At 51.0% G+C, this 24,645-nt stretch carries 24 protein-coding genes; 8 read left to right on the forward strand and 16 right to left on the reverse strand.

All coding sequences use genetic code 11. The features are described from left to right. Positions 1–288 (forward strand): cytochrome aa3 quinol oxidase subunit IV, encoded by a 288-nt coding sequence (gene qoxD, locus HMPREF9412_RS01100; protein ID WP_009589381.1) that lies wholly within the window; start codon positions 1–3, stop codon positions 286–288. Between the two features lie 306 nt (positions 289–594). Here qoxD and HMPREF9412_RS01105 read toward each other — a convergent pair whose 3' ends face one another. From HMPREF9412_RS01105 to HMPREF9412_RS01130, 6 genes are all read right to left on the reverse strand, one after another. Next, positions 595–1,764, reverse strand: coding sequence for a cell wall-binding repeat-containing protein (locus HMPREF9412_RS01105; RefSeq protein ID WP_254663975.1), 1,170 nt, complete (start codon positions 1,762–1,764; stop codon positions 595–597). Positions 1,765–1,837: 73 nt separating this feature from the next. After that, on the reverse strand, positions 1,838–3,091 hold the full coding sequence (locus HMPREF9412_RS01110; protein ID WP_009589403.1) for a DHH family phosphoesterase: 1,254 nt from the start codon (positions 3,089–3,091) through the stop codon (positions 1,838–1,840). Between the two features lie 172 nt (positions 3,092–3,263). Continuing rightward, positions 3,264–3,602, reverse strand: coding sequence for an antibiotic biosynthesis monooxygenase (locus HMPREF9412_RS01115; RefSeq protein ID WP_036670973.1), 339 nt, complete (start codon positions 3,600–3,602; stop codon positions 3,264–3,266). 150 nt (positions 3,603–3,752) lie between these two features. Beyond that, positions 3,753–4,142, reverse strand: coding sequence for a rhodanese-like domain-containing protein (locus HMPREF9412_RS01120; protein ID WP_036670949.1), 390 nt, complete (start codon positions 4,140–4,142; stop codon positions 3,753–3,755). A gap of 127 nt (positions 4,143–4,269) precedes the next feature. Next, positions 4,270–5,268 (reverse strand): biotin synthase BioB, encoded by a 999-nt coding sequence (gene bioB, locus HMPREF9412_RS01125; RefSeq protein ID WP_009589397.1) that lies wholly within the window; start codon positions 5,266–5,268, stop codon positions 4,270–4,272. Positions 5,269–5,469: 201 nt separating this feature from the next. Further along, the gene (locus tag HMPREF9412_RS01130; protein ID WP_036670951.1) at positions 5,470–7,362 is read right to left on the reverse strand and encodes an LTA synthase family protein; all 1,893 of its coding nucleotides are present in this window, start codon (positions 7,360–7,362) and stop codon (positions 5,470–5,472) included. A 205-nt stretch (positions 7,363–7,567) separates the two neighbouring features. On the opposite strand from HMPREF9412_RS01130, the gene HMPREF9412_RS01135 reads away from it, so the two are divergent. Further along, the gene (locus tag HMPREF9412_RS01135) at positions 7,568–8,509 is read left to right on the forward strand and encodes an NAD-dependent epimerase/dehydratase family protein (protein WP_036670953.1); all 942 of its coding nucleotides are present in this window, start codon (positions 7,568–7,570) and stop codon (positions 8,507–8,509) included. 102 nt (positions 8,510–8,611) lie between these two features. Here HMPREF9412_RS01135 and HMPREF9412_RS01140 read toward each other — a convergent pair whose 3' ends face one another. From HMPREF9412_RS01140 to HMPREF9412_RS01155, 4 genes are all read right to left on the reverse strand, one after another. Further along, complete coding sequence (locus HMPREF9412_RS01140; protein WP_009589408.1) at positions 8,612–8,938, reverse strand: AzlD domain-containing protein; 327 nt, start codon at positions 8,936–8,938, stop codon at positions 8,612–8,614. Next, positions 8,929–9,663: an AzlC family ABC transporter permease gene (locus tag HMPREF9412_RS01145; RefSeq protein ID WP_036670975.1), complete on the reverse strand. Its 735-nt coding sequence runs from the start codon at positions 9,661–9,663 to the stop codon at positions 8,929–8,931. Before HMPREF9412_RS01145 ends, HMPREF9412_RS01140 begins: the two co-directional genes overlap by 10 nt. A 168-nt stretch (positions 9,664–9,831) precedes the next feature. Beyond that, positions 9,832–10,968 (reverse strand): alcohol dehydrogenase catalytic domain-containing protein, encoded by a 1,137-nt coding sequence (locus HMPREF9412_RS01150; RefSeq protein ID WP_009589435.1) that lies wholly within the window; start codon positions 10,966–10,968, stop codon positions 9,832–9,834. 113 nt (positions 10,969–11,081) lie between these two features. Continuing rightward, positions 11,082–11,999, reverse strand: a complete 918-nt coding sequence (locus HMPREF9412_RS01155; RefSeq protein ID WP_036670955.1) for a DMT family transporter — start codon at positions 11,997–11,999, stop codon at positions 11,082–11,084. Positions 12,000–12,076: 77 nt separating this feature from the next. On the opposite strand from HMPREF9412_RS01155, the gene HMPREF9412_RS01160 reads away from it, so the two are divergent. Then, a complete protein-coding gene (locus HMPREF9412_RS01160) occupies positions 12,077–13,429 on the forward strand; it encodes a TrkH family potassium uptake protein (RefSeq protein ID WP_009589411.1) in 1,353 nt (450 codons plus the stop codon). Positions 13,430–13,517: 88 nt separating this feature from the next. On the opposite strand, the gene HMPREF9412_RS01165 is transcribed toward HMPREF9412_RS01160, so the two are convergent. Continuing rightward, the gene (locus HMPREF9412_RS01165) at positions 13,518–13,805 is read right to left on the reverse strand and encodes a hypothetical protein (protein ID WP_009589418.1); all 288 of its coding nucleotides are present in this window, start codon (positions 13,803–13,805) and stop codon (positions 13,518–13,520) included. A gap of 145 nt (positions 13,806–13,950) precedes the next feature. Between HMPREF9412_RS01165 and HMPREF9412_RS01170 the strand changes: the two genes are divergently transcribed. From HMPREF9412_RS01170 to HMPREF9412_RS01185, 5 genes are all read left to right on the forward strand, one after another. Beyond that, positions 13,951–15,183, forward strand: coding sequence for an aminopeptidase (locus HMPREF9412_RS01170; protein ID WP_009589406.1), 1,233 nt, complete (start codon positions 13,951–13,953; stop codon positions 15,181–15,183). A gap of 167 nt (positions 15,184–15,350) precedes the next feature. After that, on the forward strand, positions 15,351–16,580 hold the full coding sequence (locus HMPREF9412_RS01175) for an aminopeptidase (RefSeq protein WP_009589428.1): 1,230 nt from the start codon (positions 15,351–15,353) through the stop codon (positions 16,578–16,580). 365 nt (positions 16,581–16,945) lie between these two features. Beyond that, a complete protein-coding gene (locus tag HMPREF9412_RS33155) occupies positions 16,946–17,272 on the forward strand; it encodes an RNA polymerase sigma factor (protein WP_009589449.1) in 327 nt (108 codons plus the stop codon). Beyond that, entirely contained in the window at positions 17,230–17,535 is a 306-nt protein-coding gene (locus tag HMPREF9412_RS33160; protein WP_254663973.1) for an RNA polymerase sigma factor, read from the forward strand. Before HMPREF9412_RS33155 ends, HMPREF9412_RS33160 begins: the two co-directional genes overlap by 43 nt. Then, positions 17,513–18,331, forward strand: coding sequence for a DUF4367 domain-containing protein (locus HMPREF9412_RS01185; RefSeq protein ID WP_009589415.1), 819 nt, complete (start codon positions 17,513–17,515; stop codon positions 18,329–18,331). Before HMPREF9412_RS33160 ends, HMPREF9412_RS01185 begins: the two co-directional genes overlap by 23 nt. 68 nt (positions 18,332–18,399) lie before the next feature. On the opposite strand, the gene HMPREF9412_RS01190 is transcribed toward HMPREF9412_RS01185, so the two are convergent. The 5 genes from HMPREF9412_RS01190 to HMPREF9412_RS01210 form a co-directional block, all read right to left on the reverse strand. Next, a complete protein-coding gene (locus HMPREF9412_RS01190) occupies positions 18,400–18,897 on the reverse strand; it encodes a hypothetical protein (RefSeq protein WP_009589388.1) in 498 nt (165 codons plus the stop codon). Between the two features lie 162 nt (positions 18,898–19,059). Continuing rightward, positions 19,060–20,379 carry a hemolysin family protein gene (locus HMPREF9412_RS01195; RefSeq protein WP_009589420.1) on the reverse strand — a complete coding sequence of 440 codons (1,320 nt, stop codon included), beginning with the start codon at positions 20,377–20,379 and terminating at the stop codon, positions 19,060–19,062. 444 nt (positions 20,380–20,823) lie between these two features. Continuing rightward, complete coding sequence (gene gerQ / locus HMPREF9412_RS01200; protein WP_374705876.1) at positions 20,824–21,225, reverse strand: spore coat protein GerQ; 402 nt, start codon at positions 21,223–21,225, stop codon at positions 20,824–20,826. A gap of 88 nt (positions 21,226–21,313) precedes the next feature. Next, entirely contained in the window at positions 21,314–21,736 is a 423-nt protein-coding gene (locus HMPREF9412_RS01205) for a cell wall hydrolase (protein ID WP_009589484.1), read from the reverse strand. A 132-nt stretch (positions 21,737–21,868) separates the two neighbouring features. Continuing rightward, a complete protein-coding gene (locus HMPREF9412_RS01210; RefSeq protein WP_009589437.1) occupies positions 21,869–24,553 on the reverse strand; it encodes a family 78 glycoside hydrolase catalytic domain in 2,685 nt (894 codons plus the stop codon). Positions 24,554–24,645 lie beyond the last annotated feature (92 nt).

Consider the following 24,645-nt stretch of genomic DNA (forward strand, 5'->3'; position numbering starts at 1 on the left):
ATGTTAAAACAGCTGTTTCCAATTAAGCATGTAGCGGGTTATATATCGTCCCTCGTCCTTTCAGCTGTCGCGCTCGTCGTTCTGCTGGATATGCCGGCAGCTTCGAAAGTGGCCGTTCTGCTGGTCACCGCGATCCTGCAGGCAGCCGTTCAGCTCATGCTGTTCATGCACGTCGGGGAAAGCGAAGACAAAAAGTCCGTCTATATCAACATCGCGTTCGCCCTGTTCGTAGGGCTGGTTACCATCTTCGGAACGCTGTTTATCTTCATATGGGGCTGGTACGCTTAAGTCTCGCGAAAATCTGGGGTGAACGTGTACCGTCGATCATTGTTCGCTATCACGAACATATCACCAATATCAAAGAGGGCGTCCCAAGAGATCTTAGATCTCGAGGGATGCCCTCTTTTTTCTATTGAAGGTGCTGCATGCGAATCATTCCCCCATCATACTCCAAACATGCAAAAAGATCCGTTTCTCGGATCTACGGACGTGCGGCCCGCCAATTACGAGGAACGGTTTCTTTTTGCATTCCATATGCAGTTCCATATGCAGTTCCATATGCAGCTTCATCTGCCAATGCCATTCGCGGCTCCCTTAATCATGTCCTGCAGGCGTATCCAGAATTTCATCAATCTCACTCTGGAGCTTGGTGGTCAGGGTCTGTTCATCTCCGATGATCCAGGCATGATTATAGGGAGTTTCCACTTTGGAGGCGTCACTCTGTTGCCTGATCGAGTCAACATACTTCGTAATCGAGCGTGGCACTCCGTCGCGCTCCGTAAACAATAAAGGGGCGTGTTTACCCATATGGGACAATGGAGCGGCCGCAATGGACAATGTCGGCGAGTCCGGCCTCGAGAAGGAGAAACTGTAGCCCGGCGATTGTACTCCCCAGCCAAAACCCGTCCGGGGATCATGATACTGGGCAAAATGAATGGCATTCTCATACGGATCGTCCCCGGCTATGCGCGTTACCTTCCCATATCGCCGCAGCTCGTCTTCAACGGCCTGGGACACCACCTTTTCAGGTCCGATGACATAGATATTCGCCTTCCCGTTACGCTGCCTTAGGGCCTGCGCCGTCTCTTCGGGCACGTCCTTCTCGCTGACGTACAGCATCGTTTCCGGCATATGGGCAATCCAGCTTACCGCGGGCAGCGTATAGTCGGGCCGTTCCATCGATCCGACAATAACCGAGGTCGGTACTGAACCGTTTACCCTGGAAGCATAGGCATCAATTGCTGCTGCCGCTTCCGCGGCTTCCCCGGCAGGAATGTGATCGGCCTTGTATTCAAGTCCGTTCAGCTCCTTCATCACCTGATCCGAGATCGGGCCGACGGTAATAATCTCAATCCCCTTGTTGTGCTCCGCTCCCCTCGGCTTCAGCCGTCTCAGCTCTTCCAAGGTTTCCTTCGGGATTCCCCCTTCTTCAACGAAGAGTAAAGGCCCCTTGCTAAGCTGCGTCAGATCGACGCTGACAGCCGCGATCGGCCATTGAGCCGAGTCCACGAGGATCACGGTCTGCGGGCGGCTGTGCACGTTCGTGGACTGCCACAGCGTCTTGGAAGTCAGTACAGCTGCACTTACTGGATCGGATGTATTCAACCGAATCGTGTTTTTTGTGGCGGACCAAGGTACGGGAACATCCTTCAGCAGTTCTTTGCTGTGAACCGCCGAGGGAATGGAGGGCTCGGAATGGCTCTGCGTTTGACTCCAAGCGAGGATACCTGCCGTCAGCAGGGCAAGAGCCCAGCCGGCGATCATTTTTTTCACCGAATATTCCTCCTGTCTTCACAATACAGCGCATCGTGCGGGATCATTCTTCCTGCTGATCCGTCTACAGATCTTCCATTAATTTCTCCTCATCCATATCCGGCGGCAAGCCAGGACGCTCATGGGTACGGTTTCGGATCCATTGTTCCTTCAGCATCTTCACAAATACGTCATCCCGGGACAACCAGACCCCGTACTGACGCTTCATATGCCGCTCTGCTTCCTCGAACGACCTGAACCGGAATGGGAGAGGTTCTCCATTCCACTCGATCACCCATTCCCCGGCATAGGCGTAAACAAACAGCAAATCCTCGCCCCAGCTTTCGTACAGCACGCCGGACTCGCTTCCTTTGATATTGAACTGATTGCGCGAAGCATCGAACCGGATCGGTTCCAGCTCAAACGAGTCCGCCGCAAACAATTGATACACATCCTCTGTTATGGTGCACCCCGCAGCCTTGGCATGGCCGCCACCGCCATACCGCATCGCCACTTCGGACACGTCCACATGATCATGAATGGTTCGAAGGCTCATTTTTCTTCCGCCCATATTCAGTATCGCGATGTAGTCAAGATGGGGATAGCTCGTTCCCAGCTCGCTGGCAAGCTCGGAATGATAGGATTCGGCGTAAACGATGCCGACGCAATGCTCCTCGACGAAGGTTTGAATGAGTTCTCGCTGCTTGCGACGAATGTAACGCTCGATTTTATTCTCTTCCAAGTCCAGGATTTTCTGTTCAAATTCATCAAAGAAGAAGCCCTCGTGCGATTCCCGGAGGCGCTCAGACATCTTGCTCTCGAATTCGTCCAGGGACAGCATGTAGAATAAGTCATTCAAGCGCTTAGCCTCGATCTTGCCGCTCTCTTCCCATACCCATGTATCATAGAGACGCACCAGCTCAACGAATTCGTCCAGCGCTTCGCTTCTGCCGAGATGTCCATGCTCGATTAAATATTCATAGAACAGCGAGGTTGCCGATGCCAAGCGGCCGTCCCGATGCGTCACATCCACTTGTCCCCAGCTGTATTCATTAAAGTGAAGGGCTGTTTTATGGTGATCGATAAGCTGCACCTGTCCCCCCTCTTCGACAAACACGTTCAATTCCTTCTCGATGTCAGGAGAGACCGACAAATCCGTAATGAACAGCATATCGTATGGATTCTCCTGTACGGAGGTCCGGTTCAAATACCTTGCGACTTGTTGATTCAATCCGTGAATGGAGTTGTAACGGACATCGATTCCTTCACCGAAGGCGCATTTGGCGATGATGCCGCAGCCGACGCCATCCAAATCGTTATGGCTGTAAAGATGATACATGGTTGACTTCCTCCCAGCAAAAGGTGGAATGATTAGTTGTTCTTGCCTTTCATCCCTTTACGGTTCCCTTAATTCCGTCGTTTTAACCCCTGTCAGCCCCTCAGAATCAACAAGGAAACTAAAAAAGAAGAAGCGGCTGCAGCAGCCGCTTCTTCTGGAATATAGAAAATGATTATGCCTGTTGAACCGGCCTCGGCCCTTTGGATGCCATGACCTCGTACATGCCGTGGCTCGAACTAATAACATGCTCAGGCTGCGGCTTTCCGCGGTTGTCGCGATGTCCTTGGATGTGCGCAGGACTGGTTTCCCAGCGTTTCCACGCTTCTTTCGACTCCCAGCGGATCATCACGATAACTTCTTCCGTTTCGTCGGTACGTTTCGCATTCTTCACAAGAACGTTCAGATCGATAAATCCTTCAATTTGTTCAATGGGTCCGGGCTTGCTGAAACGTTCCACGACCAGGTTGGAGGTGCCTGCTTTAACAATAATCGTTTTAGTCTCGATCAACATATCCATAAACACTCCCTTAGCGAAAATCCGCCTGATTAAACGAACTATATATCATTCTAAATGATAACGATTATCAATGTCAAACCGTTAAAGCGTTCAACTTTAGCAAAAAAAAATCCGACCAGCATGAACCTGCTGATCAGATTGGGATCAATTCATCGATGCACGCTGCACGGAATTGCAGGCAGCGCAGTCTTCCTGCAAATAAAAAAGCGAAGTAAAGCCGGCCTTCTTCAGCTTGCGCGCAGCCAGGATTCCATCCGAGCGCTTGGGCGTTACGATGACTACGGAATCATCGGGCTTGAGCTCCTTCTCCCACACATACGGCAACCTTCCAAGCGAGATGTTTATGGTCTCTTTCCTCGGACATTCCATAAATTCGGACACATCGCGTACATCAAGCACTTTCAGATTCGGGCATTCCTTCTGTGCCAGACGAAGATCACTGCACTTCATGAAGCGCAAACCTGTTATAGGTACATACCTCCGGTAGTAGAGACCGGATATAAAGATTATCAGTGCGGCAGATGCAATCAGCACGAAGCATTCCCCCATCAATATCATGTGTTTCAGCATGAGGCATGGCGGTAAGATCACGGGCTTAACAAATCGCCAATCCTACCCCTACGGGTATATAGTATGTGCTCCGTACCTAATTGTCAATACATCATGACAGCGCGTTTTCTTCAATTTCAAACCCTAGGTCTTCAATCAATCCCCAGTCGGCCGTATGAGCCTGGCCTTCTGTCGTTAAATAATCGCCGATGAATATGGAGTTCGCCGCGTACAGTCCAAGGGGTTGAAGGGATCGCAGGTTCACTTCCCGCCCCCCTGCAATCCGTATCTCTTTCGTCGGGTTAACAAACCGCATCATGGCAAGAATCTTCAAACACATGATCGGTTTCAATTCCTTGCGACCTTCCAGAGGGGTTCCCTCGATCGCATTCAAAAAATTGCATGGAATCGAATCCGCTCCAAGCGATTTCAGGGCAAACGCAATCTCCACACGTTCTTCCAAACTCTCCCCCATTCCGAAAATGGCTCCAGAGCAAGGGGACATTCCGGAAGAGCTTGCCTGCTTCACCGTGTCCAGCCGGTCATCGTATGTATGCGTAGTCGTAATATGCCCGTAATTATCTTTGGAAGTATTCAGATTATGGTTGTATCGATGGACCCCGGCATCGGCAAGCTTGCGCGCATGTTCCTCATTCAAGAAGCCCAGGCAACAGCACACCTTCAGATCGGTCGTCCGGGTAATCTCCTTCACCGCTTCGGCTACATGATCAATTTCCCGATTGGAAGGGCGGCGTCCGGATGCAACGATGCAATAGGTGCCCGCTTTACGGCGAATCGACTCTCGCGCGCCTTCCAGAATTTTGTCCTTGGTCAGCCATGCGTATTTTTCGATGGGCGCTTCCGACACGATGGACTGGGAGCAATATCCGCAATCCTCAGGACACAGACCGGATTTCGCGTTCACGATCATGTTCAGCTTGACCTTGTTTCCATAATACTCGCGACGGATGTGGTAGGCGGCCTGCATAATGTTCAGAAGCTCCCCGTCCTCGCTGTTCAGAACCGCCAAGGCTTCGGCCGGGGTCACTTCATGTCCTTTCACGACCCGATCCGCCAGCTTCAACCAATCGTAATGGGTTTGTGTTGTCATATTCAAAATCTCCCTCTCCATTCTGATTGTCAACCATTTTTAACGATATAAAGGTTAACAATATGGATAATAATAGCACAGGCCACGAAAGTGAGGCAATCCTCCATTGAAGCCTCCGCAAAAAAAATAGGGACTGCTTCATCAAAGCCGACATCCGGCTTAATGAAACAATCCCTTTCCTATTTCAACGAATTGTTGGCTTTACGGTGCCCGCTTGGGCAGCATTTTCACATACTCATCGGACATTTTCATCAGCTGCAATATATAGTCGTAATCGCTGCGGTATTTTTCGAAATCCGTTACGGGCTCAAGCGTCTTCAAGGACACTGCGGTACCGTCCTCAAACCCGTCTCCCGGCACGAACAGAATGTCGTTATTAAAGAAAGATCCCGTCGGCAAATAATACCTCATTCCTATAACGTTACGGTCTACGTTAAGCAGGTCATGCCCGAACGCGTTAAACCCCTCCTCATCGAGCGAGACTCCCAGAAGGTTTGCGACGGTAGGCAGAATATCCACCTGTCCTCCCACCTGCTCAACGACCTTCCCTTCCTTCATGCCGGGAACATGAATGATGAGCGGAATGTTAAATCGACTGACGCGCTCATGGTAAGGAATACCCAGCGTTGACGAGATCATCTCCGCGTCCGCTTCTGCCGGATTGATGCCGAAGTGATCTCCATATACGACCAGGACGGTTTCATCCCACAGCCCGTTCTGCTTCAGGCGGTCTACCAGCGTTCCCAGCGCATAATCGGAATAGTTCACCGACTTCAGATAGTTTCCCAAATGGGTCCCTTCCAGCTCGGCCGGCAAGGTGATTTTCGCGAATTCATCCTTCACATGGTATGGAGAATGATTGGAGACCGTGATGTAGTGGGCATAGGTAGGTTTATTCTGCTGTTGGCTCTCCAGCAGCTTGTCTACGCCGACTCGGAACAGCTCTTCATCGGAAGGACCGAATTCATTGAAGTTATCATTCGTAAAATACGGCTTGTCGTAATAATGCTGAAAATCAAGCGCAGGGTACATCTTGCTGCGATCCCAGAACTTCACGTCATTCACGTGGAATGTGCCGGTTGCATAGCCATGCTTGTTCAAGAGTCGCGGAAGGCCCGGCAGCTCCTTATTTCCGAATCCGGTGGACATGGCAACCGTTCCTGTCGGATAGATCGAGGTATTCACCGCAAACTCGGCATCCGATGTATTGCCTTGGCCGATCTGTTGGAAGACGTGGGGGAAATACAGGCCGCCTTCCGCAAGCTCGTTCATCACCGGTGTCAGTTCCTGGCCGTTCAGGGATTGGCCCACCGGGAAGTTCTGCAAGGACTCCATCTGGACGATGATCAGATTTTTGCCTTTTGCAGCGCCGAAATAGTCCGGCTTATCCTGTGCTTCCTTGACGTAAGGATACGTCGCCAGCAGCTGCTGGGACCGCAGGATGGTGTCCTGCAGACTTCCCTCGGCCAGCGCACGTTTCTCCTGCGAGTTACGCACGACAGCAGACACCTGGTAGTTTATGAACCCCATTTGCTCCGCCCGCACGATTTCATTCTCGATTCCCCATTCTTTGCGAATGATCAGTCCGGACAGAACAACCGCTACGATAAGAACAACGGTCATGGAAGTACGCCACATCAGACCAGGCCTGCGTGAGTAGGTTACGGAATATCCGGAACGAGCTCCACCGAAATGCAAGCCCCTTTGGGAGCGAGAACGTATTTTCCGGACCGCCCATATGACCAGCAGGAGCAGCAGGTCCAGGAAGAATAGAAAATGCTCCGGCTCTAGCAAAGCCGTAATGCTGGCCCGTACCTGATTTACTTGACCGATACCCGCAAGCGCGGTATACGTCGGTATGGACCCAAAATGAACGTTATAAACAGCCGATGCAAACATGATGAAAGATAAGACGACATTTAGGATCACATAGACCGTCTTTTTCCCTCTGACCGGCAGCAGCAGCTCCAAAAAGCTAATCAGGGCGAGGAGCGACAGTGCATCGGTAAGCACCTTCCCCCATGCAATCCCATTAAACAGAAACACTCTTAGAAGGATCAGCTTGACTAAGAGCGTCAAAAAACGAGTACACATAATTTCAACCTTTGTTCAAGGTAGCGTTCCATTTCCCATTCCCTCTTTTGTAAAAGTAATGTTAATTTGCAGCTTCCATTATAACAGGAATGTAAACACCGATCTAATCCGCCCATTCCTTCGCTCCCCCGTCAAGTGTCCAATGCATGATCCATCCGTACCACGTAGGATAATGCATCCCAATCAAAGGCTGGAGGGTTTACGCATGAAGATGGTTGTAACCGGCGGAGCGGGCTTCATCGGCTCCCACCTGGTGAACGGACTCGTTAATCAAGGCTATGAAGTCCATGTAATTGATAACCTGACAACCGGAGATCCAGGTCGCCTTCATAGTGAGGCGATTTTACATGTAGCTGACGTAAACAGTCAGCAGACAACGGCATACATCTCGGTGCTGAAGCCCGATGTCGTCTTTCATTTGGCCGCACAGGCCGATGTGCAGCGATCGATCCAGGAACCTCGGCTTGATGCGGATGCCAATGTCATGGGCACGATAAACATACTGGACGCTTGCCGTAAGGCTGGCGTTCGAAAGATCGTGTTTGCTTCGACTTCCGGTGTGTATGGAGACCTCGAGAGATCTCAGCTAACGGAAGACGATCCGGTTAACCCGGTCTCCTTCTATGCGCTATCGAAAGTAGCAGGCGAACAATATATCCGTCTTTATCACCGCTTCTTCGGCCTGCAATACACCATTCTTCGTTATGGAAACGTCTACGGTCCGGGTCAGACCGCAAAGGGAGAAGGCGGTGTCGTGGCGGTCTTCGGCGAACGCCTGTATCAAGGCAAGCCGCTCCCAATATACGGCGATGGTCTGCAGACCCGGGATTTCATTTATGTCAAAGATGTGGTTGACGCGAACCTTGCCTCCATCCTTCATGGTGATCAAAGTGTGCTTCATGTTAGTACCGGCACCGACCATTCCGTCAATACACTCGTCGATCTCATCAGCCGGCTGCACCCAGACCGCATCGATGTCGATTATCTGCCCGCGAAGATCGGCGATATTCGGCACAGCTGCCTGAATAATGAAAGGACTCGGGAGCGGCTGCGGTGGAGTCCGTTGTTCAGCCTGGAAGAAGGCATGGAAGAAACCTACCGTCACTGGCTTGGCACACTAGTTTCCCAAAGTGCTCCTAGCAAATGAACATAAAACAGCCGTATTCCTTGTCATTCCAAGGAATACGGCTGTTTGTAAGCGTTCCGGTCAGGGCTACGATAAACATCTCATGCATAACGCTTCGTTTGGTCAGATCAACAAGCGGAGCCCCACCAAGGTTAGGATCCCGACAATGACGGTGGCAAACAGGCTTTTCGTAAGAAATGCGGTTAGGAAAGCAGGGACAGCCGCTATCAGTTCCAGTGTATGGCCCCCCGGATCCACGCGTCCGTCACTAACGAGCAGCTCCTGCGCTAATAGAGCCGCCATAACCGCGATCGGCACATGATCCAGCCATCGAATCATCAATTCCGGAATGCGGAGCTTGCTCAGAATCATTAGCGGCAGAACCCTTGGAATCAGGGTGACGACAGCGCATCCGATAATCAGTATGGCGATATGCCATCTTATTTCCATCGTTCGATCACCATCCCTGCTGTAGCCGCAACCATAATCGCAGCGATGACCGCTGCGCTTCCCGGCATGATCGTACTGATCGCAATTACCGAAACGGCGGCAACCATAATCACCATGAAGTCCAGTTTATACTTCTTTCGGCTGATCCATTGCAGGGCCAGCAATCCGATAAACATGCCAGGCAATGCAAAGTCAAGGCCAAACTTCTCCGGCTCCGGTATCCACGCTCCGACAAGACCTCCCGCAACGTTCGCTGCACACCAGAACAGATACGCTGTGATATTCAGTCCCACCATCCACCGGTAACCCAGCCTCTTCTGCTCGGCCGCCTTGGCTGCCGCCACACCAAACGTTTCGTCGGTTAGCAGGGAACCGATGAAGAAGCTTTTTCCCGAGGACAACCCTTTAAAATACGGTGCAATCGCCGCGCTTAACAGCAGGTGCCTGGCATTTACGAAAAATATCGTGACAATAATGGATAAGACCGGGCTTGCGGCGGCTACCATCCCCGCGGCTATGAATTGTCCGGAGCCCGCATAGAGCAGCAGCGAAAGGAGCGCAATCTCGAGCAGGCTGAAACCTGCGGTACGCTCGACGACGCCTGCCGCAAAACCGATGCTCAGGTATCCCAGCAGTGTTGGTATGCAATCCTTGAATCCTTGAAGATAGGAATTGGCCTGGTTTCCCTCGATATCGGCGGGAAGCCGTTCTGACTTGGTGCTCATCTGTGTTCGATTCCTCTCTCCCTCTACAATTCTATTTTTCATTACTATGAATACTTCTTGCTGGCTTGTCAACGCCAGGGATCGTTTTTTTCCATACAAATAAAAAAGCGTTCCGGACGTGCTGCTCATCTTCCGAAACGCTCCTCGTTTTAATTGGATCGCCGTGGCCTAAGGCTTCAGGATGACTTTGATACAGCCATCCTTCCTCTCATTGAAAATATCATAGCCAAGGGCAGCCTTCTCCATCGGAAACCGGTGGGTAATGATATCCGAAGGATCCACCGTCCCCTCTTTCAACATTTGATACAGGCGGGGCATGTAATGAATGACCGGGGCAAGACCCATTTTTAACGTAATATTGCGTTCAAACAGTTCGCCTAGCGGAAATGCATTGTAGATAAGCCCATATACGCCCGTAAGCTGGATGGTCCCGTATTTGCGCACCATTCTCGCAGCCATGCGAAAAGCCCCCAAGGAGCCCCCCTGAAGCTTCAGCATGCTGCCCAGCATCTCGATGCCGGTCCGTTTGGCATCCAGGCCCACGCAATCGATGACCACGTCGGCGCCGCCCTTGGTTATCTCAAGGATATAGTTCTCGATCTCGGGTATCTTCTCGAAGTTGTAGGTTTCCACATAATTGGTGCGGCTGGCATGCGCCAGCCTGTAGTCCACATGGTCGATGGCGATGACCCGCTTCGCTCCTTTCAGCCATGCAAACTTCTGCGTTAACAAGCCTATCGGGCCGCACCCGAGAACAATGACGACATCGCCGGGCTTAACTCCTCCGTTCTCCACGCTCCAGATCGCGGTTGGCAGCGCATCGGACAGCATGAGCAGCTTTTCATCCTCCATCTCGGCATCCTCCGGAATGATAAAAGGCATGACATTACCATAAGGTACCCGGAGCAGCTCCGCCTGCGCGCCTTGAAAGCCGCCGTACGCGTCACTGTATCCAAAAAAACCGCCGGTATCCTTTGCTTCATTCGCATAATCGCATTGGCTCTCCATTTGATTCTGGCAGAAGACACACTTGCCGCAGGACACGATAAAAGGAATGATTACGCGATCGCCCACTTTGACCCTGCTTACTTCCGGCCCTGCATCCACAACGACCCCCATGGGCTCATGTCCGATAATGTAATTATCGTTAAGCTGCCTCAGCTCGCCGTTATATATATGCAAATCAGATCCACAGATCGCCGTGGTGGTGACTCGAATCAAGATATCGTCGCTGTGCCGAAGAACGGCGTCTTTCATTTCCTTCACTTTGATCCGATGTCTGCCTTGATAAGTGACTGCTTTCACTCACGCGCCCCCCGCTCTAAGCCTTCATTCCACAATTGTAATAATTTGGCTTTTCAATGCTCAGTGTACGCTAATTTTGCGGGAACTAGTCCATCAGGCAAAATAATGCGGGATCAGCCCAGCGCTTCAGGCTGGATGTCCACCGGCTGCTTTTTGCTTCTGCCGACTTTCAAGAACAATACCAGCCCTAACAGTACCAGCGCTCCGCCTGCAGCTTGCAGCGAATTCATCGACTCATTCAGCAGGAGAAAAGCCAGCAGACTCGCTCCAACCGGCTCTCCGAGAACGCTCATTGACACGGTGGAGGCAGTCGCATACTTCATCAGCCAATTGAATAACAGATGACCGAATACCGTGGGGACTACGGCCAACAATGTGAATATCCCCCACTCGCGAGCGGAATAACCGGCCAGCGGAATCTGCATGCCCACGTTATATACCGCCAATACGGCAGCAGCTACCGCAAAAACCAGCCAGCTGTACAGGAATGACGGGAGTCGTCTGAGCAGCAGTTGTCCGAGCAGCATATGGACGGCCACCGCGGCCGTCCCCAGCAAAGACATGATATCGCCGGTCAGATGTCCCTTGCTCCCGCTGAAGCCGCTGCTGCCAATGAGAAGGAACACGCCGAGAAAGGCGATGGCCATACCTCCTATGGCCGCCAGCGACGTTTTCTCCTTAAACCAGATGTAGGCGCCGATCATGACGAATACCGGCTGAAGGGCCAGGATGATCGTAGAACTGGCTACGCTCGTCCACTTCAGGGAACCCATCCATAACAAAAAATGCAGGGCCAGCATCGCACCGGACAGAATCAGCAGAAGCACTTCGGAGCGCTTCAGCGATCGGATAACGGGCACGTATTTTCCCGCGAACGGCAGCATGATCAGAAACGTGATCACCAATCGGTACATGGCCTGAATGGAAACGGGACTGCCGGACCATTTTACGAAAATCGATGAAAAGGATATGGCTATAATCCCTATAAATAACGGGATAAAAACGGGAATCGGTGCTCGGTTCGAATTCATGATGGTTAAATGATTCACCTTTCGTGTTATATTAGAGATTGATTTCAAAATTAAACTTTCGGTAAAGGATAATCGGCATGAAAAAGAAAGACCTACGCAATCAAATGACGCCTCCTAAATTCTTGGCGATCGGTTTCGCATCGATTACACTGATCGGAACTTTTCTGCTTAAGCTCCCTATCGCTACCGCCGACGGGACTTCGACTCCGCTGGTAGATGCTCTCTTTACGGCCGTGTCTGCCATTAGCGTGACGGGATTAACCGTCGTGGATACGGGCACCCACTGGTCGATATTTGGACAAATTGTCATGCTTATGCTGGTTCAGCTTGGCGGCTTGGGGTTTATGACCTCGGCCACCTGGATTGCATTGATGTTCAACCGCAGAATCTCGCTCCGGGAGCGCATGATCCTTCAGGAAGCGATGGGACAATACCAAATACAAGGCATCGTGGATCTCATCCGAAGAGTGCTGGTCTACACGCTGATCATAGAAGGCGCGGGCGCCTTGCTTTTGACGCTCAGGTTCTCTGCCATCATGCCGCTTTCCGATGCGGCATACTTCGGCATATTCCAGAGCATCTCCATCTTTAACAATGCAGGCTTTGATCTCTTTGGCCAAATTCACGGACCCTTCTCAGGGTTTGCCACCTATGTAGCGGATCCTATCGTGAATATTATCCTGATGTTCCTGATTTTCCTTGGAGGCATCGGCTTCATCGTTATTTTTGATCTCATCGAGTATCCGAAATGCAAAAAGCTTTCGCTTCATTCCAAGGTTGTCTTGACGGTGACGTCCCTGTTAATCGTGATCGGGGCCGTCATGATCTTTATCCTGGAGCACAGCAATCCCAAAACCTTGGGGCCTCTTTCGTATCCGGTAAAGATCATGGCTTCCATATTCCAATCGATCACTCCTCGTTCGGGTGGCGTCAGCACCTTGGACATTGCGAGTCTTGAGCAATCGTCCCAGTTCTTCATGATTCTCCTGATGTTCATCGGGGCAGCGCCCGGATCGACCGGAGGCGGCATCAAGGTGACTACCTTCGCCGTGCTGATCGGTGCCGTCGTCACGATGATTCAGGGAAAACGCGATGTGGTGCTCTATCGCAACCGCATCTCCCAAGCCCTGGTTTACCGCTCCATTACGCTGACGATTCTATCGCTGCTGCTATTGGTAGGCGCCTCGATGTTCCTGTCCGTTACGGAGTCAGGCGAATTCTTAAGGATTCTGTTCGAAGCCGTATCCGCCTTCGGCACGGCCGGGTTATCCATGGGTCTTACCACCGAGCTCTCCGGGGTGGGCAAGGTAACCATTGCCATGCTCATGTTCCTCGGCCGGCTGGGACCGCTAACGCTTGCCTACGCGCTTAGCCGCAAGAATAACAAGGAGCTGTACCGCCATCCCGAAGGACGAATCACAATCGGATAAGCTATCCGGCCCGCTCATTGCCGCATGTAAACAAACCGTACGCCTCGATCCAAGAGAGGTGTACGGTTTGTTTCTTAAATACGTTTCTTTAGTCCGCCTCTGATTCCCCGAACTCGCTGGCATCAATGGCTGCATCCAGCAAATCGTCAAACAGCTCGTCATCGTTTTCGATCCGCTCGTCTATCTGGAGAAACTGCTCCTCGATTCCCGGCTCGCCGGCAAAGTTCAAACTGTAATCCCAATCCCGGCCGTTCTTGCTCAGGAAGGTGATCTCGTAGGATGAGGCATGTCCATCTATAGAAAATACGGTATATCCCACGAATTGATCGGCATCATCCCGCTTCATATCCGCACGCTCGATTCGGACTTGTGACACGTTTTCACGCTCCTTCGTTACGTTGTAAAGCACTCACAAGACTCAGTATATCACTTTTCTTGATCGCTGATTATGGTTTTTCTTATACAGCTCGATCTAGTATAATATGGGGTGTTACATTAATAATTGCATTGGAGGGTTCCAAATGTCCGATTTCAATACATACCTGGACAAATATGCCGAGTTGGCCGTAAAGGTTGGAGTCAACATACAGGAAGGGCAAACGCTGGTGGTCCATGCTCCTGTCGATTCCGCCGAGTTTACCCGCTTGATCGCGAAGAAGGCATACGAAGCGGGGGCCCGCCTCGTTAAGATCCTGTGGACCGACGAAACGATAACAAGGCTTCAATTCGAAAAAGCTGCGGATGACGTGTTTACCGAAGCGCCAAAATGGTATGCCGGAGAAATGACGGAGCTGGTCGAGAACGGGGCAGCCGTTCTGCACGTGCTGGCCGAGAACCCCGATCTGCTCAGCGGCATCGATTCCGAGCGCATCGGAAACTTCTACAAGGCGCGCGGCGAAGCATTGAAGCAATACCGTGCCTATCAGCAGTCCGACAAGTTCAGCTGGTGCCTGGTCGCAGTTCCTTCGGCTGCGTGGGCCGCGAAGGTATTCCCGGATGTTCCGGAATCCGAGCAGGTCGGCAAATTGTGGGAAGCGATTTTCCACACCGTACGTGTGGACCAGGAGAACCCGGTAGAGGCCTGGAACCAACATCTCGAAGTGCTTGAAGCCAAATCCTCCGTGCTGAACGCCAAGAAATACAAGAAGCTCCACTATGTTGCGCCGGGAACCGATCTTACCATCGAGCTGCCGGAAGGGCACATTTGGGCACAAGGCGACAGCATCAACGAAAGAGGACACTCCTTCGTGGCTAACATGCCGACAGAGGAAGTCTTTACCGCCCCTCTCAAAACAGGCGTCAACGGGACCGTACATAGTACGAAGCCATTAAGTTATGCCGGTAACATCATAAACAACTTCTCCCTTACTTTTGCAGAAGGCAAGGTGGTCAGCTTCACGGCGGAGCAAGGGTATGAGACTTTGGAGCGTCTTTTGAACATGGATGAAGGTGCCCGTTACCTTGGTGAAGTGGCGCTTGTGCCACATCAATCTCCGATCTCGGAGTCGAACATCCTGTATTACAACACGTTGTTTGACGAGAATGCCTCCAACCATCTGGCGCTCGGCAGCGCTTATGCTTTCTGTCTCGAGGGCGGCAAGGACATGAATCAGGAACAGCTGATTCAGAGCGGCCTCAATACGAGCGTAACCCATGTCGACTTCATGATCGGATCCGGCGACATGGATATTTACGGCGTGACGGCAGATGGCAAGGAAGAACCCGTATTCCTGAAAGGAAACTGGGCATTTTAAGAATAAGATGCAGCGTAAGCAGCTATTTCTCGCGAAGTAGCTGCTTTCTTGAACTTTTTCGGACTTTAATTGACCCGAGGTTGATTTACAAACTTAAAAATTGTGCGATAATCTAAACAACGCTTGAAGTTGCTATGAGGCAGCATATAAGAAATGGAGGGTCTGTCATGTCCAGCTTTGAACAAAAATTGGAACGCTATGCGGAGCTAGCCGTCAAGGTCGGCGCCAACGTGCAGCCGGGACAAACGCTGGTGGTTAACGCCATGATCGATGCGGCGCCGCTGGTGCGCCTGATCGTGAAGAAAGCCTACGAAACGGGTGCCAAGCAAGTGAAAGTGAATTACAGTGACGAGATCGTGAATCGGATTCGGTACGATCTGGCGCCCGACGAAGTTTTTTTGGAACCGCCGACTTATTACGCAGAGGAAGTAACCGAACTTGCCGAACAAGGAGCCGCTTTCTTGACGATCCTCTCCTCGAACCCCGACCTGTTAAAAGGAGTCGATCCCGAGCGTATATCCAATTATCAACGTACATATGGCGCAGCCATGTCGAAATACCGGCAATACCAGCAGGCCGACAAAATGAGCTGGACCGGCATTGCGTACGCTTCCCCCGATTGGGCTTCCAAGGTGTTTCCTGACGTTCCTGCCGACCAGCAGGTGGACAAAATGTGGGACGCGATTTTCCACGCGGTTCGCGCGGACCTGGAAGATCCTATTGGAGCGTGGGAGGAGCATATCCATACCCTTCAGCGCAAATCGGATGAACTCAATGCCAAGAAATATCACAAGCTCCGGTTCACTTCACCTGGAACGGATCTGACAATCGAGCTGCCGGAGGGTCATATATGGGCCCAGGCGGGCAGCCACAACGAAAAAGGCGAGCGCTTCGTTGCCAACATCCCGACGGAGGAAGTATTCACCGCCCCTCTCAAAACCGGCGTCAACGGCACCGTACGCAGCACGAAGCCTTTGAGCTACGGCGGCAACATCATCGACAATTTCTCGATTACGTTCGAGAAAGGGCGCATCGTCGATTTTTCCGCCGAACAAGGCCAGGATACTTTAACCCGACTGATCTCCATGGACGAAGGGTCGCATTATCTGGGCGAGGTGGCTCTTGTCCCCCATCGCTCCCCGATCTCGGAAAGCGGCATCCTGTATTACAATACGCTGTTTGATGAAAATGCATCCTGTCACCTGGCCATCGGGAGCGCATATGCCTTCAACCTTGAAGGCGGCAAGACCATGACGTCCGAACAGCTCCAGGCAAGCGGCCTGAACACCAGCATTACGCACGTCGACTTCATGATGGGCTCCAAGGAGCTTCAGATTACGGGAATCACGCATGATGGCAAGGAAGAGCCGGTCTTCATCGATGGTAACTGGGCATAATCGCCATATTTCCCGTTACCATGACTAGCAACTCAGCATTCGATTAAGTCAACAGGGCAGCCTGATTCTCAGAGGCTGCCCTGTTTTTATCTGGTCCATCCCCGCCCTTTCTCTTGCCGAGTCAATCCCAGATTCGATTAATACCCATTGATGGCCGAGCATATGATGAAGAGATGGGCGCAGCTCATTGGCTTGCCGATAACAGAGGCGAAAAGCGGGCCCAATACCATGAATTCAATAGGATAAGCCGGGATGCCTAGGGTCTCCAGAGTCGGCTGTTACTAGAATTTGTAGGGCTTTTTTACCCGATATGTTGTAAAATGATGAGAGAAATAGGATGGTTACACCAGAGAGGGGATTATCGCGTGTCCAACCGATTACAGCTCCTCCTTGCAGCAGATTTCGCTGATCTGAGCGAACCTATTCAGGAAGAAATCTATTATGAATTTTATGACCTCGTTTATGGGCAAATACTGTATGTCGTACGGGATCATGCTGCTGTTGAGGATATCATTCAGGAGTCCTTTATCAAAGTGATCACAAGCAAGCCGAAGTTCGAAACGGAAAGCAAGATGCGGGGCTGGCTCCGTGTCGTCGCGAAAAACTCAACCATGAATTATTTAAGAAAAATAAAAAATACCGTAACCAAGTGGATGTCGATAGTGTTTTTATTAATGAAGAGGACGTGGTAGTTTCTTCCACGAACGTCGAACACCAGGTGGAATCGAATTTGCTGGAGGAATCGATCGGGCAGTACCTCGACCAATTGAAGCCTGAATACAAGCTATTGATTGAGTATCGTTGGAAGCACAGCCTGACCTACAGGGAAATCGCGGAGCTGCTGAATACTCGCGAAGAGATCGTGAAGCAGCGTTTGTTCCGGGCCAGGGAATCCGTTAAGAAAATGCTGTATAGAGAGTGGGGTGAATTGGATGAGCAACGAAAAATACGATGATTGGTTTGATGAGGCCTTTGATGAAGCCTTTGATCGTGCAGCTTCACGTTCCTCACTCCCTACTGACGACGAATCCAAGCGACAATCCTGGCAGCAAGTCAAGCTGCAGGTCGAGAAACTTAACAATCGGAAACAGCGACGCCGCAGATTTCAGTTGGCCGGTATTATCGCAGCTTCCATGGCATTCGGGGCATTCGTGTTCTCCCAGCCTACCGTCACGCAAGCCGTATCGCCAATCTATCAGCAAATCGTGGATTGGGGCAATGGCATTACGGGCCAGATATTCGGCAAGAAAGAGCCCGTCGATCCCAGCAAGGCCCTTACTGCCCCTCCGCCGGATATAAGCCCTACGCCAGATAACGCCGATCAAGTACCGCCCGCTGAATTGGTGGAAACCAAAGACGTTCCCTTTACGGATTCCGACGAATCCTTAATCGAATCGCAAAAGCGCGTATTATTCAAGATACCTGAAGTCGGCTATATTCCGCCAGGCTTTGAGTTCTATGAGGCGACGGGAATCGCGGAAAGCGAGAACGCGCCGATCCTGGATCTTCATCTTCACTACAAGAATGCGGATGAAAAGGTATTCTACATCGATTTAATCGACATGACGGCAGAACGGTCCATCGGCCTTGGAGGAAAGGTTACCGAGACGCTGAAGCTGAAATCTGGAGCCGTAGCCTACCTGACTGAAACCAACCTCCGCTTTTTGCATGACAATGACAAAATATTGGTGAACATTAGCGGATTGTTTTCTCGAGAAGAATTCATTAAAATCGCCAACAGCATACACTAAAACCATACCTGCACACACAAAGAAGGACACTTTCATAAAGTGTCCTTCTTTGTTATAACCTATCGAAATTACTGCTCTACTAATATCGAGTTCGTATAATAAGTCCCTTCCTCATATGTACCGTTCTCATTAATCCAATGAATGGTTTTGCCACGGTAATAGTAGCCTGCCTGAACGTTGAAATTTTTGGTGCCGCTAAGCGAAAGCTTGTTGGTTCCGTTTTCATATGCACTGCCAGCATCCACCCAAGCCGACCCTGTCCAGCGCTGTAGAACATAATTAATGCCGATGCTATCTACGGCTTGTCCAGCGCCGGTAAATCCGTTGATGCTCACTTGGGTACCGCTTGCCTTACTAATCGTAGAATAGTAGTTGATCAGATATTTATTCGCTAAGAGGCTGATGGAAGAATTCAAATTCATTTCAACCGGAGGCGGAGTCGTCAAAGCACCGGGTGCAATGTCTGCAGCGGAGTCCGCGTAAGCCCCTCCTGCCAGGGATAAACTTAATAAAACACTGACTGCAAGTGCTGAAGCTATACGTTTTGGACTGCGTACTTTCGACATAATATCACCTTTCTTTCAATATGATAGGAACATCCATATTTTAACACGTCGTAGTAGCGTAAAAGTTTCTAATTTTTCACGGTTTGATATAATTTTTGAAACTTTTCTGCAAATAAAAAGAAGCAGCGACATAAAATGTCGCTGCTTCTTCTAATATCCAGTTTACGCGCCCGCTTCTTCCTGTATCAGCTGCTGCTCTTGCCTGATCAGGCGTATCCGGGAGATGCGTTTATTCTCGGTCTCCTCGATCACAAAGCGACAGTCTTCGTATAAAACAGACTGGCCTTTGTGCGGAAGCAGCACCTCAAGGCGCGCAGACAGCCATCCACCGATGGTATCGTAATCTTCTGTATCCACATTCAGACCAAATTGGTCATTGATTTCATCGATCAGCATCAATCCATCAATGGAGTATTCATCCTCCCCCACCTTTTCAATGCCAGGACGCTCTTCGTCAAACTCGTCTTGAATTTCACCGACGATTTCTTCCATTATGTCCTCCAGGGTCACGAGTCCCGAAGTCCCGCCGTATTCATCGATAAGAATGGCGATTTGCGTCTTGCTCCGCTGCATTCTTCGCAGCAGTTCACTGATCTTGATCGACTCAGGAACAGCAATGATCGGGCGAATCAGGGAAAGCTGGTCGCCAGCAAAGCCGCGCATCAGATCTTTAATGTGAATAAAGCCAATGATATGATCCTTGTCTTCGTCACAGATCGGATAACGGGTTCGCATGCCCTCGCTTGCAATCTTCAGATTTTCTTCCAATGAAAGATTGTTGTATAAGCAGATCATTTCTGTACGGGGGATCATGATCTCCCTTGCCGTCGTATCGGCAAATTCAAAAATGTTGTCTACCAGTGTCATCTCCGTGCTATCCATCAAACCGCTCTCGCTGCTCTCTTTCATCATATCCCGCAGTTCTTCCTCGGTATGAACATTGCGTTCAACCACCGGCTTCATCCGGAATATGCGGAGAACGTTATTGGAAAGCCCATTGGCAAACCAGATAAACGGGAACATGATGGTGTAAAATACCCGCAGCGGGCCTGCGGACAGCAGCGTGATTTGTTCCGCCTTGCGTACGGCCACCGTCTTAGGCGCTAATGCACCGAATACGATATGCATGAGTGCGATCAAGATGAAGGCTAATACCAAGGACACCGCATGAACGGCTGTGTTGCTCCACCCTATTCCGTTGAACCAAGGCGTAATCATGGCGGAAATCGTTCTCTCGCCGATCCAGCCAAGGCCGATGGACACGATGGTAATGCCAAACTGGCACGCGGATATATATCCGTCCAGGTTCTTCAGTATGTTCTGTGCAAATTGTGCACGTCTATGTCCTTCTTCAACCAGAGCGTCAATCCGGCTGCTCTTCACTTTAACAAAAGCCAATTCAGCCGATACAAAAAATCCGTTTAATAGGACGAGAATCAATACCAAGGTTAAACTTATCAAACTCGGTAAGGGGTCACTCAATCGATCTCCTACCCGCCATACAGCATGCTATGACGAATAGGAACACCTCCTTCGGTTATTAAAAATGTGTGGTGCCATCAAGCATAACAGCGTGTTCGGACTACGCATCAACTTCCCAATGGTCTCATCTCCTTGTCTTATTCCGACTTATTCAAGCTATATAAGTAATTATATAGTACTACGATACACAGTCAAACGTTGTCTTATGACATTAATCATCGTTGTTATGAGCTTTAATTTGATTCTCAGCCGTTAACACTCGTTTTCCGATGAATTGAACGATTCTATGAATAAACATTCAAAATGTTAAAATAATACGATGCGGCCGCGCGCAGTGGCGTTAGAAAAACGCATGCCATTGAATATTCTGCCAAGGCCAAATGAAATAACCTCCGTTTCACATCGGTGTAAACGAAGGTTATTGGGGCATTCGCAAATATAGGTTTATCTTGCCGTTGGAGGCGGATTGCCGATCACGCCCGGATATTGATAATTGAGCGGCTCGTCAAACACGACATAGTCCAGGTTCACCATCAGCAGGATGATCCGGCGCCCTGTCGTCCGTTCGCTGATGACGATATGATCGCGACCGGCGGCTTCGATAATGCCCGTAAACACCTTGGCATTCCATTGCGAATTGTTTTCATACGTCATGTAAAACGTTGCCTGCTTCCCAAGGTTCAATCGAAGGATATTCTCCACGTAAGATTGTTCAAATTGCGGCGGTGCCGGAACAACGGTGCCTCCCGGCGTCATTGGGCTTCCGCTGGGCACCTGCGGTGGAACGTTTGCCGTATAACCAGCGGTCCCGCGGTTCGGCACTCCCGGATAACGGACTCCATTCATGAAGTTCACAGGCGGCACACCTTGATTGTACATAAGTAATTTCCTCCTTTAATTTATAACTCCCGCCGAAGCGGTTGTATAACATGAATCAAAAAACGGACGGGCAATCGGCATATGTCGGGGTGAAGAAGCAGTGTGCCTTGAATCGGCCTGTGTTCTGCTGATTGTACCAGGTTGCCGGGCAGTCCCCTGCCGGGCGGAAGAACCATAGCGCGTTGCTAGCCGGCCATATGCGTTCCCCATTAATGACCCTTTGGGCTAGCTGACGATCCCGATCCCTGGCCCGTTGATAAAAATAGCCTTTCTGTGTTGCTTCAAAACCACCCGGGCTCTGAAAAACCATATCGTTCATGTTGCGGATGTTTCGAAAATCCAGGCAGTTACCCAGTATCCGGTTCACCCCGACATTCCCTACCATGAGCATGCCCTGCTCACCTTCGCCTTCTGCCTCTGCGCGGATCAATCTTGCCAGAAGATCCACATCATTCGAGTTCGCTTTGATGACTGCCACAGAGTTCCCCTCGCTTCCTTAAGATCACTTTGTATCGTATGTGCATTCGCCCAGAAATGTGCCTGGATACGAAAAAAAAGTTCCTTACCGCGTCCATCGCGATAAAGAACTTTGGTCTCCTGCTATCATGCCTTACTTCGCTTTAGGATTGTTGTATACATAACGGAACGTATACTCCCCCGAGCCCGCTTGAATCACAACACCCGCTTCGCCATCAACTGCGGAATGGATCCCCTTTGCTTCGTTTAGAGGGATCGTGCTGCCTTCCATAACGTTTGAAACGTCAAAAACACCCGGCAGGCAAATTTCAGCAGTCGTATTAGGCGGAATGCACACTTCCAACTGAAACTCGCCATCATCTTCCATCCGCCAGCATGACCGGACGGTTCCATACATCGTATCGATTTTGCCTTCCGCCCATGTCAGGCCTTCGCCCGGTACAGGCGCAAACCGGATATGTTTATATCCCGGCGCATCCTCCACGGTCTGTATGCCTGCAACCGAACGATACAGCCATTCGCCGATGGCTCCGTATGCATAATGATTGAATGAATTCATGTCGCGGCTCCAGAAGCTGCCGTCTTCCTTGATGCCGTCCCAATGCTCCCATATCGTCGTGGCGCCTTTCGTCACCGGATACAGCCATGAAGGATAGTCCTGCTGCAGCAGCAGCTTATACGCCGCATCGTGCATGCCGTGCCGGCTTAACACATGATTGATATAAGGTGTGCCCACAAAACCGGTCGTTAAATGAAACCGGCTCTCCTCCAGCAATGCATAAAGACGGTCCGCCGCGCGTTTTTCCGCCGCCTCATCCAGCAGTCCGAACATAAGCGCAAGTACGTGCGCGGTCTGCGTCGACGCCGCTAGCCTTCCGGACGGGGTCACGAATTCGTTACGGAATGCAGCGACAACCTTTTCTTTAAGCTCGGCATACAGGGCAGCATCTTGTTCTCGTCCCAATACGACCGCCGTTTTTCTAAGCAGTTCCACCGAATAACCATAAAACGCCGAAGCGATAAAGTCCCGTTCAGTAGCCCCCACATAGTCCCCGGATTTCGCATCCAGTCCCAGCCAATCGCCGAAATGGAAGCCGGTATTCCACAGATATTCATGCTCCCCTTGAGCTTGAATGTAGGAGACCCAGCGCTTCATGCTCTCGTATTGACGCTCCAATATCCGTCGATCGCCAAAATTGACGTACACCGTCCACGGGCAAATGACCGCTGCATCTCCCCAGGCGGCCGAAGCATAGGCTTCATCGCCGAGCACATGCGGAACAACGAATGGAACCGCTCCGTCATCGCGCTGTTCCGCGGCCAGGTCCGACAGCCATTTCGTGAAGAAAGGCGCAATGTTGGCAAGATAGGCCGCCGTCCCGATGAACATCTGCGCATCGCCGGTCCAGCCAAGCCGCTCGTCGCGCTGCGGGCAGTCCGTGGGCACGTCGAGGAAATTCCCCTTCAGTCCCCATCGAATGTTGCTCTGCAATTGATTCACCATGGGATCCGAGCATTGAAAGGTTCCGGTTTCTTCGAAATCCGAATGGAGCACGACCGCTTCGAAATGCCGGAGGTCCAGCTGCTCTTCCGTGAAACCGTCTAAACGCACGTATCGGAACCCTTGGAACGTAAAATGAGGCTCGTGGATTTCGTTTCCGCCGCCTTTTAACGTGTATTGAATCGTTTGTTTAGCGGTTCGGAGATTCTCCGTATAAAAGTTGCCCTCGGCATCCAGTATTTCCGCATGCTGCAGCGTCACCGTTATGCCCTCCGCACCGGTCACGCTAAATCGGACCCAGCCTACCAAATTCTGCCCGAAGTCGATGACGGTTTCACCTTTGGGCGTGGTCAGACATTCCACGGGCCGCACCGTTTGAACGGCTCTCACGGGCTCGTTGATCTGGGGCTTCAGCTTGTCGTAACCGTGGTCGATCGTTTCCACGCCATGCCAATCATCGGAATTATAACCTGCCGTACTGAAGCCTTCCAGTTCGAGGCGCGCATCATAGGTTTCACCATGATATAGCTCCGACATGGTGATCGGGCCTTTGGCCGACTGCCAGCTTGAATCGGTTGCCATCACTTCTTCGCTGCCGTCAGCATACGTGATATGCAGCTCCAGCAGAAGCGCTAATCGATCTCCATAAATCGCGTGCCGATCCTCCCACCCCAGCTGTCCCTTGTACCAACCGTTACCGAGCCAAGCGCCGATCGCGTTTTGGCCAGATTTCAGCATCTCGGTTACGTCGTAGGTCTGCGTCTGAATCGTATGATCGTAACTCGTCCAGCCTGGGGTGAAATAACAATCTCCTACTCTCTGTCCGTTAAGCTCAAGTTCGTAAAGGCCCAGCGCCGTGACATATATTCTTGCTTTCGTAATGGGCGACTTTAAGCTGAAGCTCTTGCGGAGCAGCGGGAGGTGACCGGCGTCAGCAGGCAGCAAGGATCGTGGTGCAGATATCCATTGTCCTACCCATGGCTCTCCTTCCAGCTTTCCTGTCTCCCAGTAGGCCGTCTCTGACCATTCCGTCATTTCTCCGGCCTGGTTCCAAGCACGCACACGATAGAAATAGCGCTTACATGATGTTGCGCTCAGCCCCGTTAATTCCACATGAACCGACTGCGACGAGGCTGTTTTCCCTGATGTCCAGCAGGGCTGGGCAAATTCATTCTCGATGGAAACCTCTATCTCATAAGTGGTTTGACTGACGGCTCTTTCGTCCGAGGCCAACCTCCAACTGATGCGCGGCTTTCGCTCTCCGATACCTATCGGTTGATGAAGATATTCGCATCGTACATCCGTTACGCTGAACATGCTTATTCCTCCGTTCACTTCAAGAAGGCTGCTTCAACAATCCGTTTGAATTAGCCGCTTGGCTTGATATTCGCTTTCATTTCTGTGCCTGT

The organism is Paenibacillus sp. HGF5 (assembly GCF_000204455.1).
Lineage (GTDB): Bacteria > Bacillota > Bacilli > Paenibacillales > Paenibacillaceae > Paenibacillus_AQ > Paenibacillus_AQ lautus_A.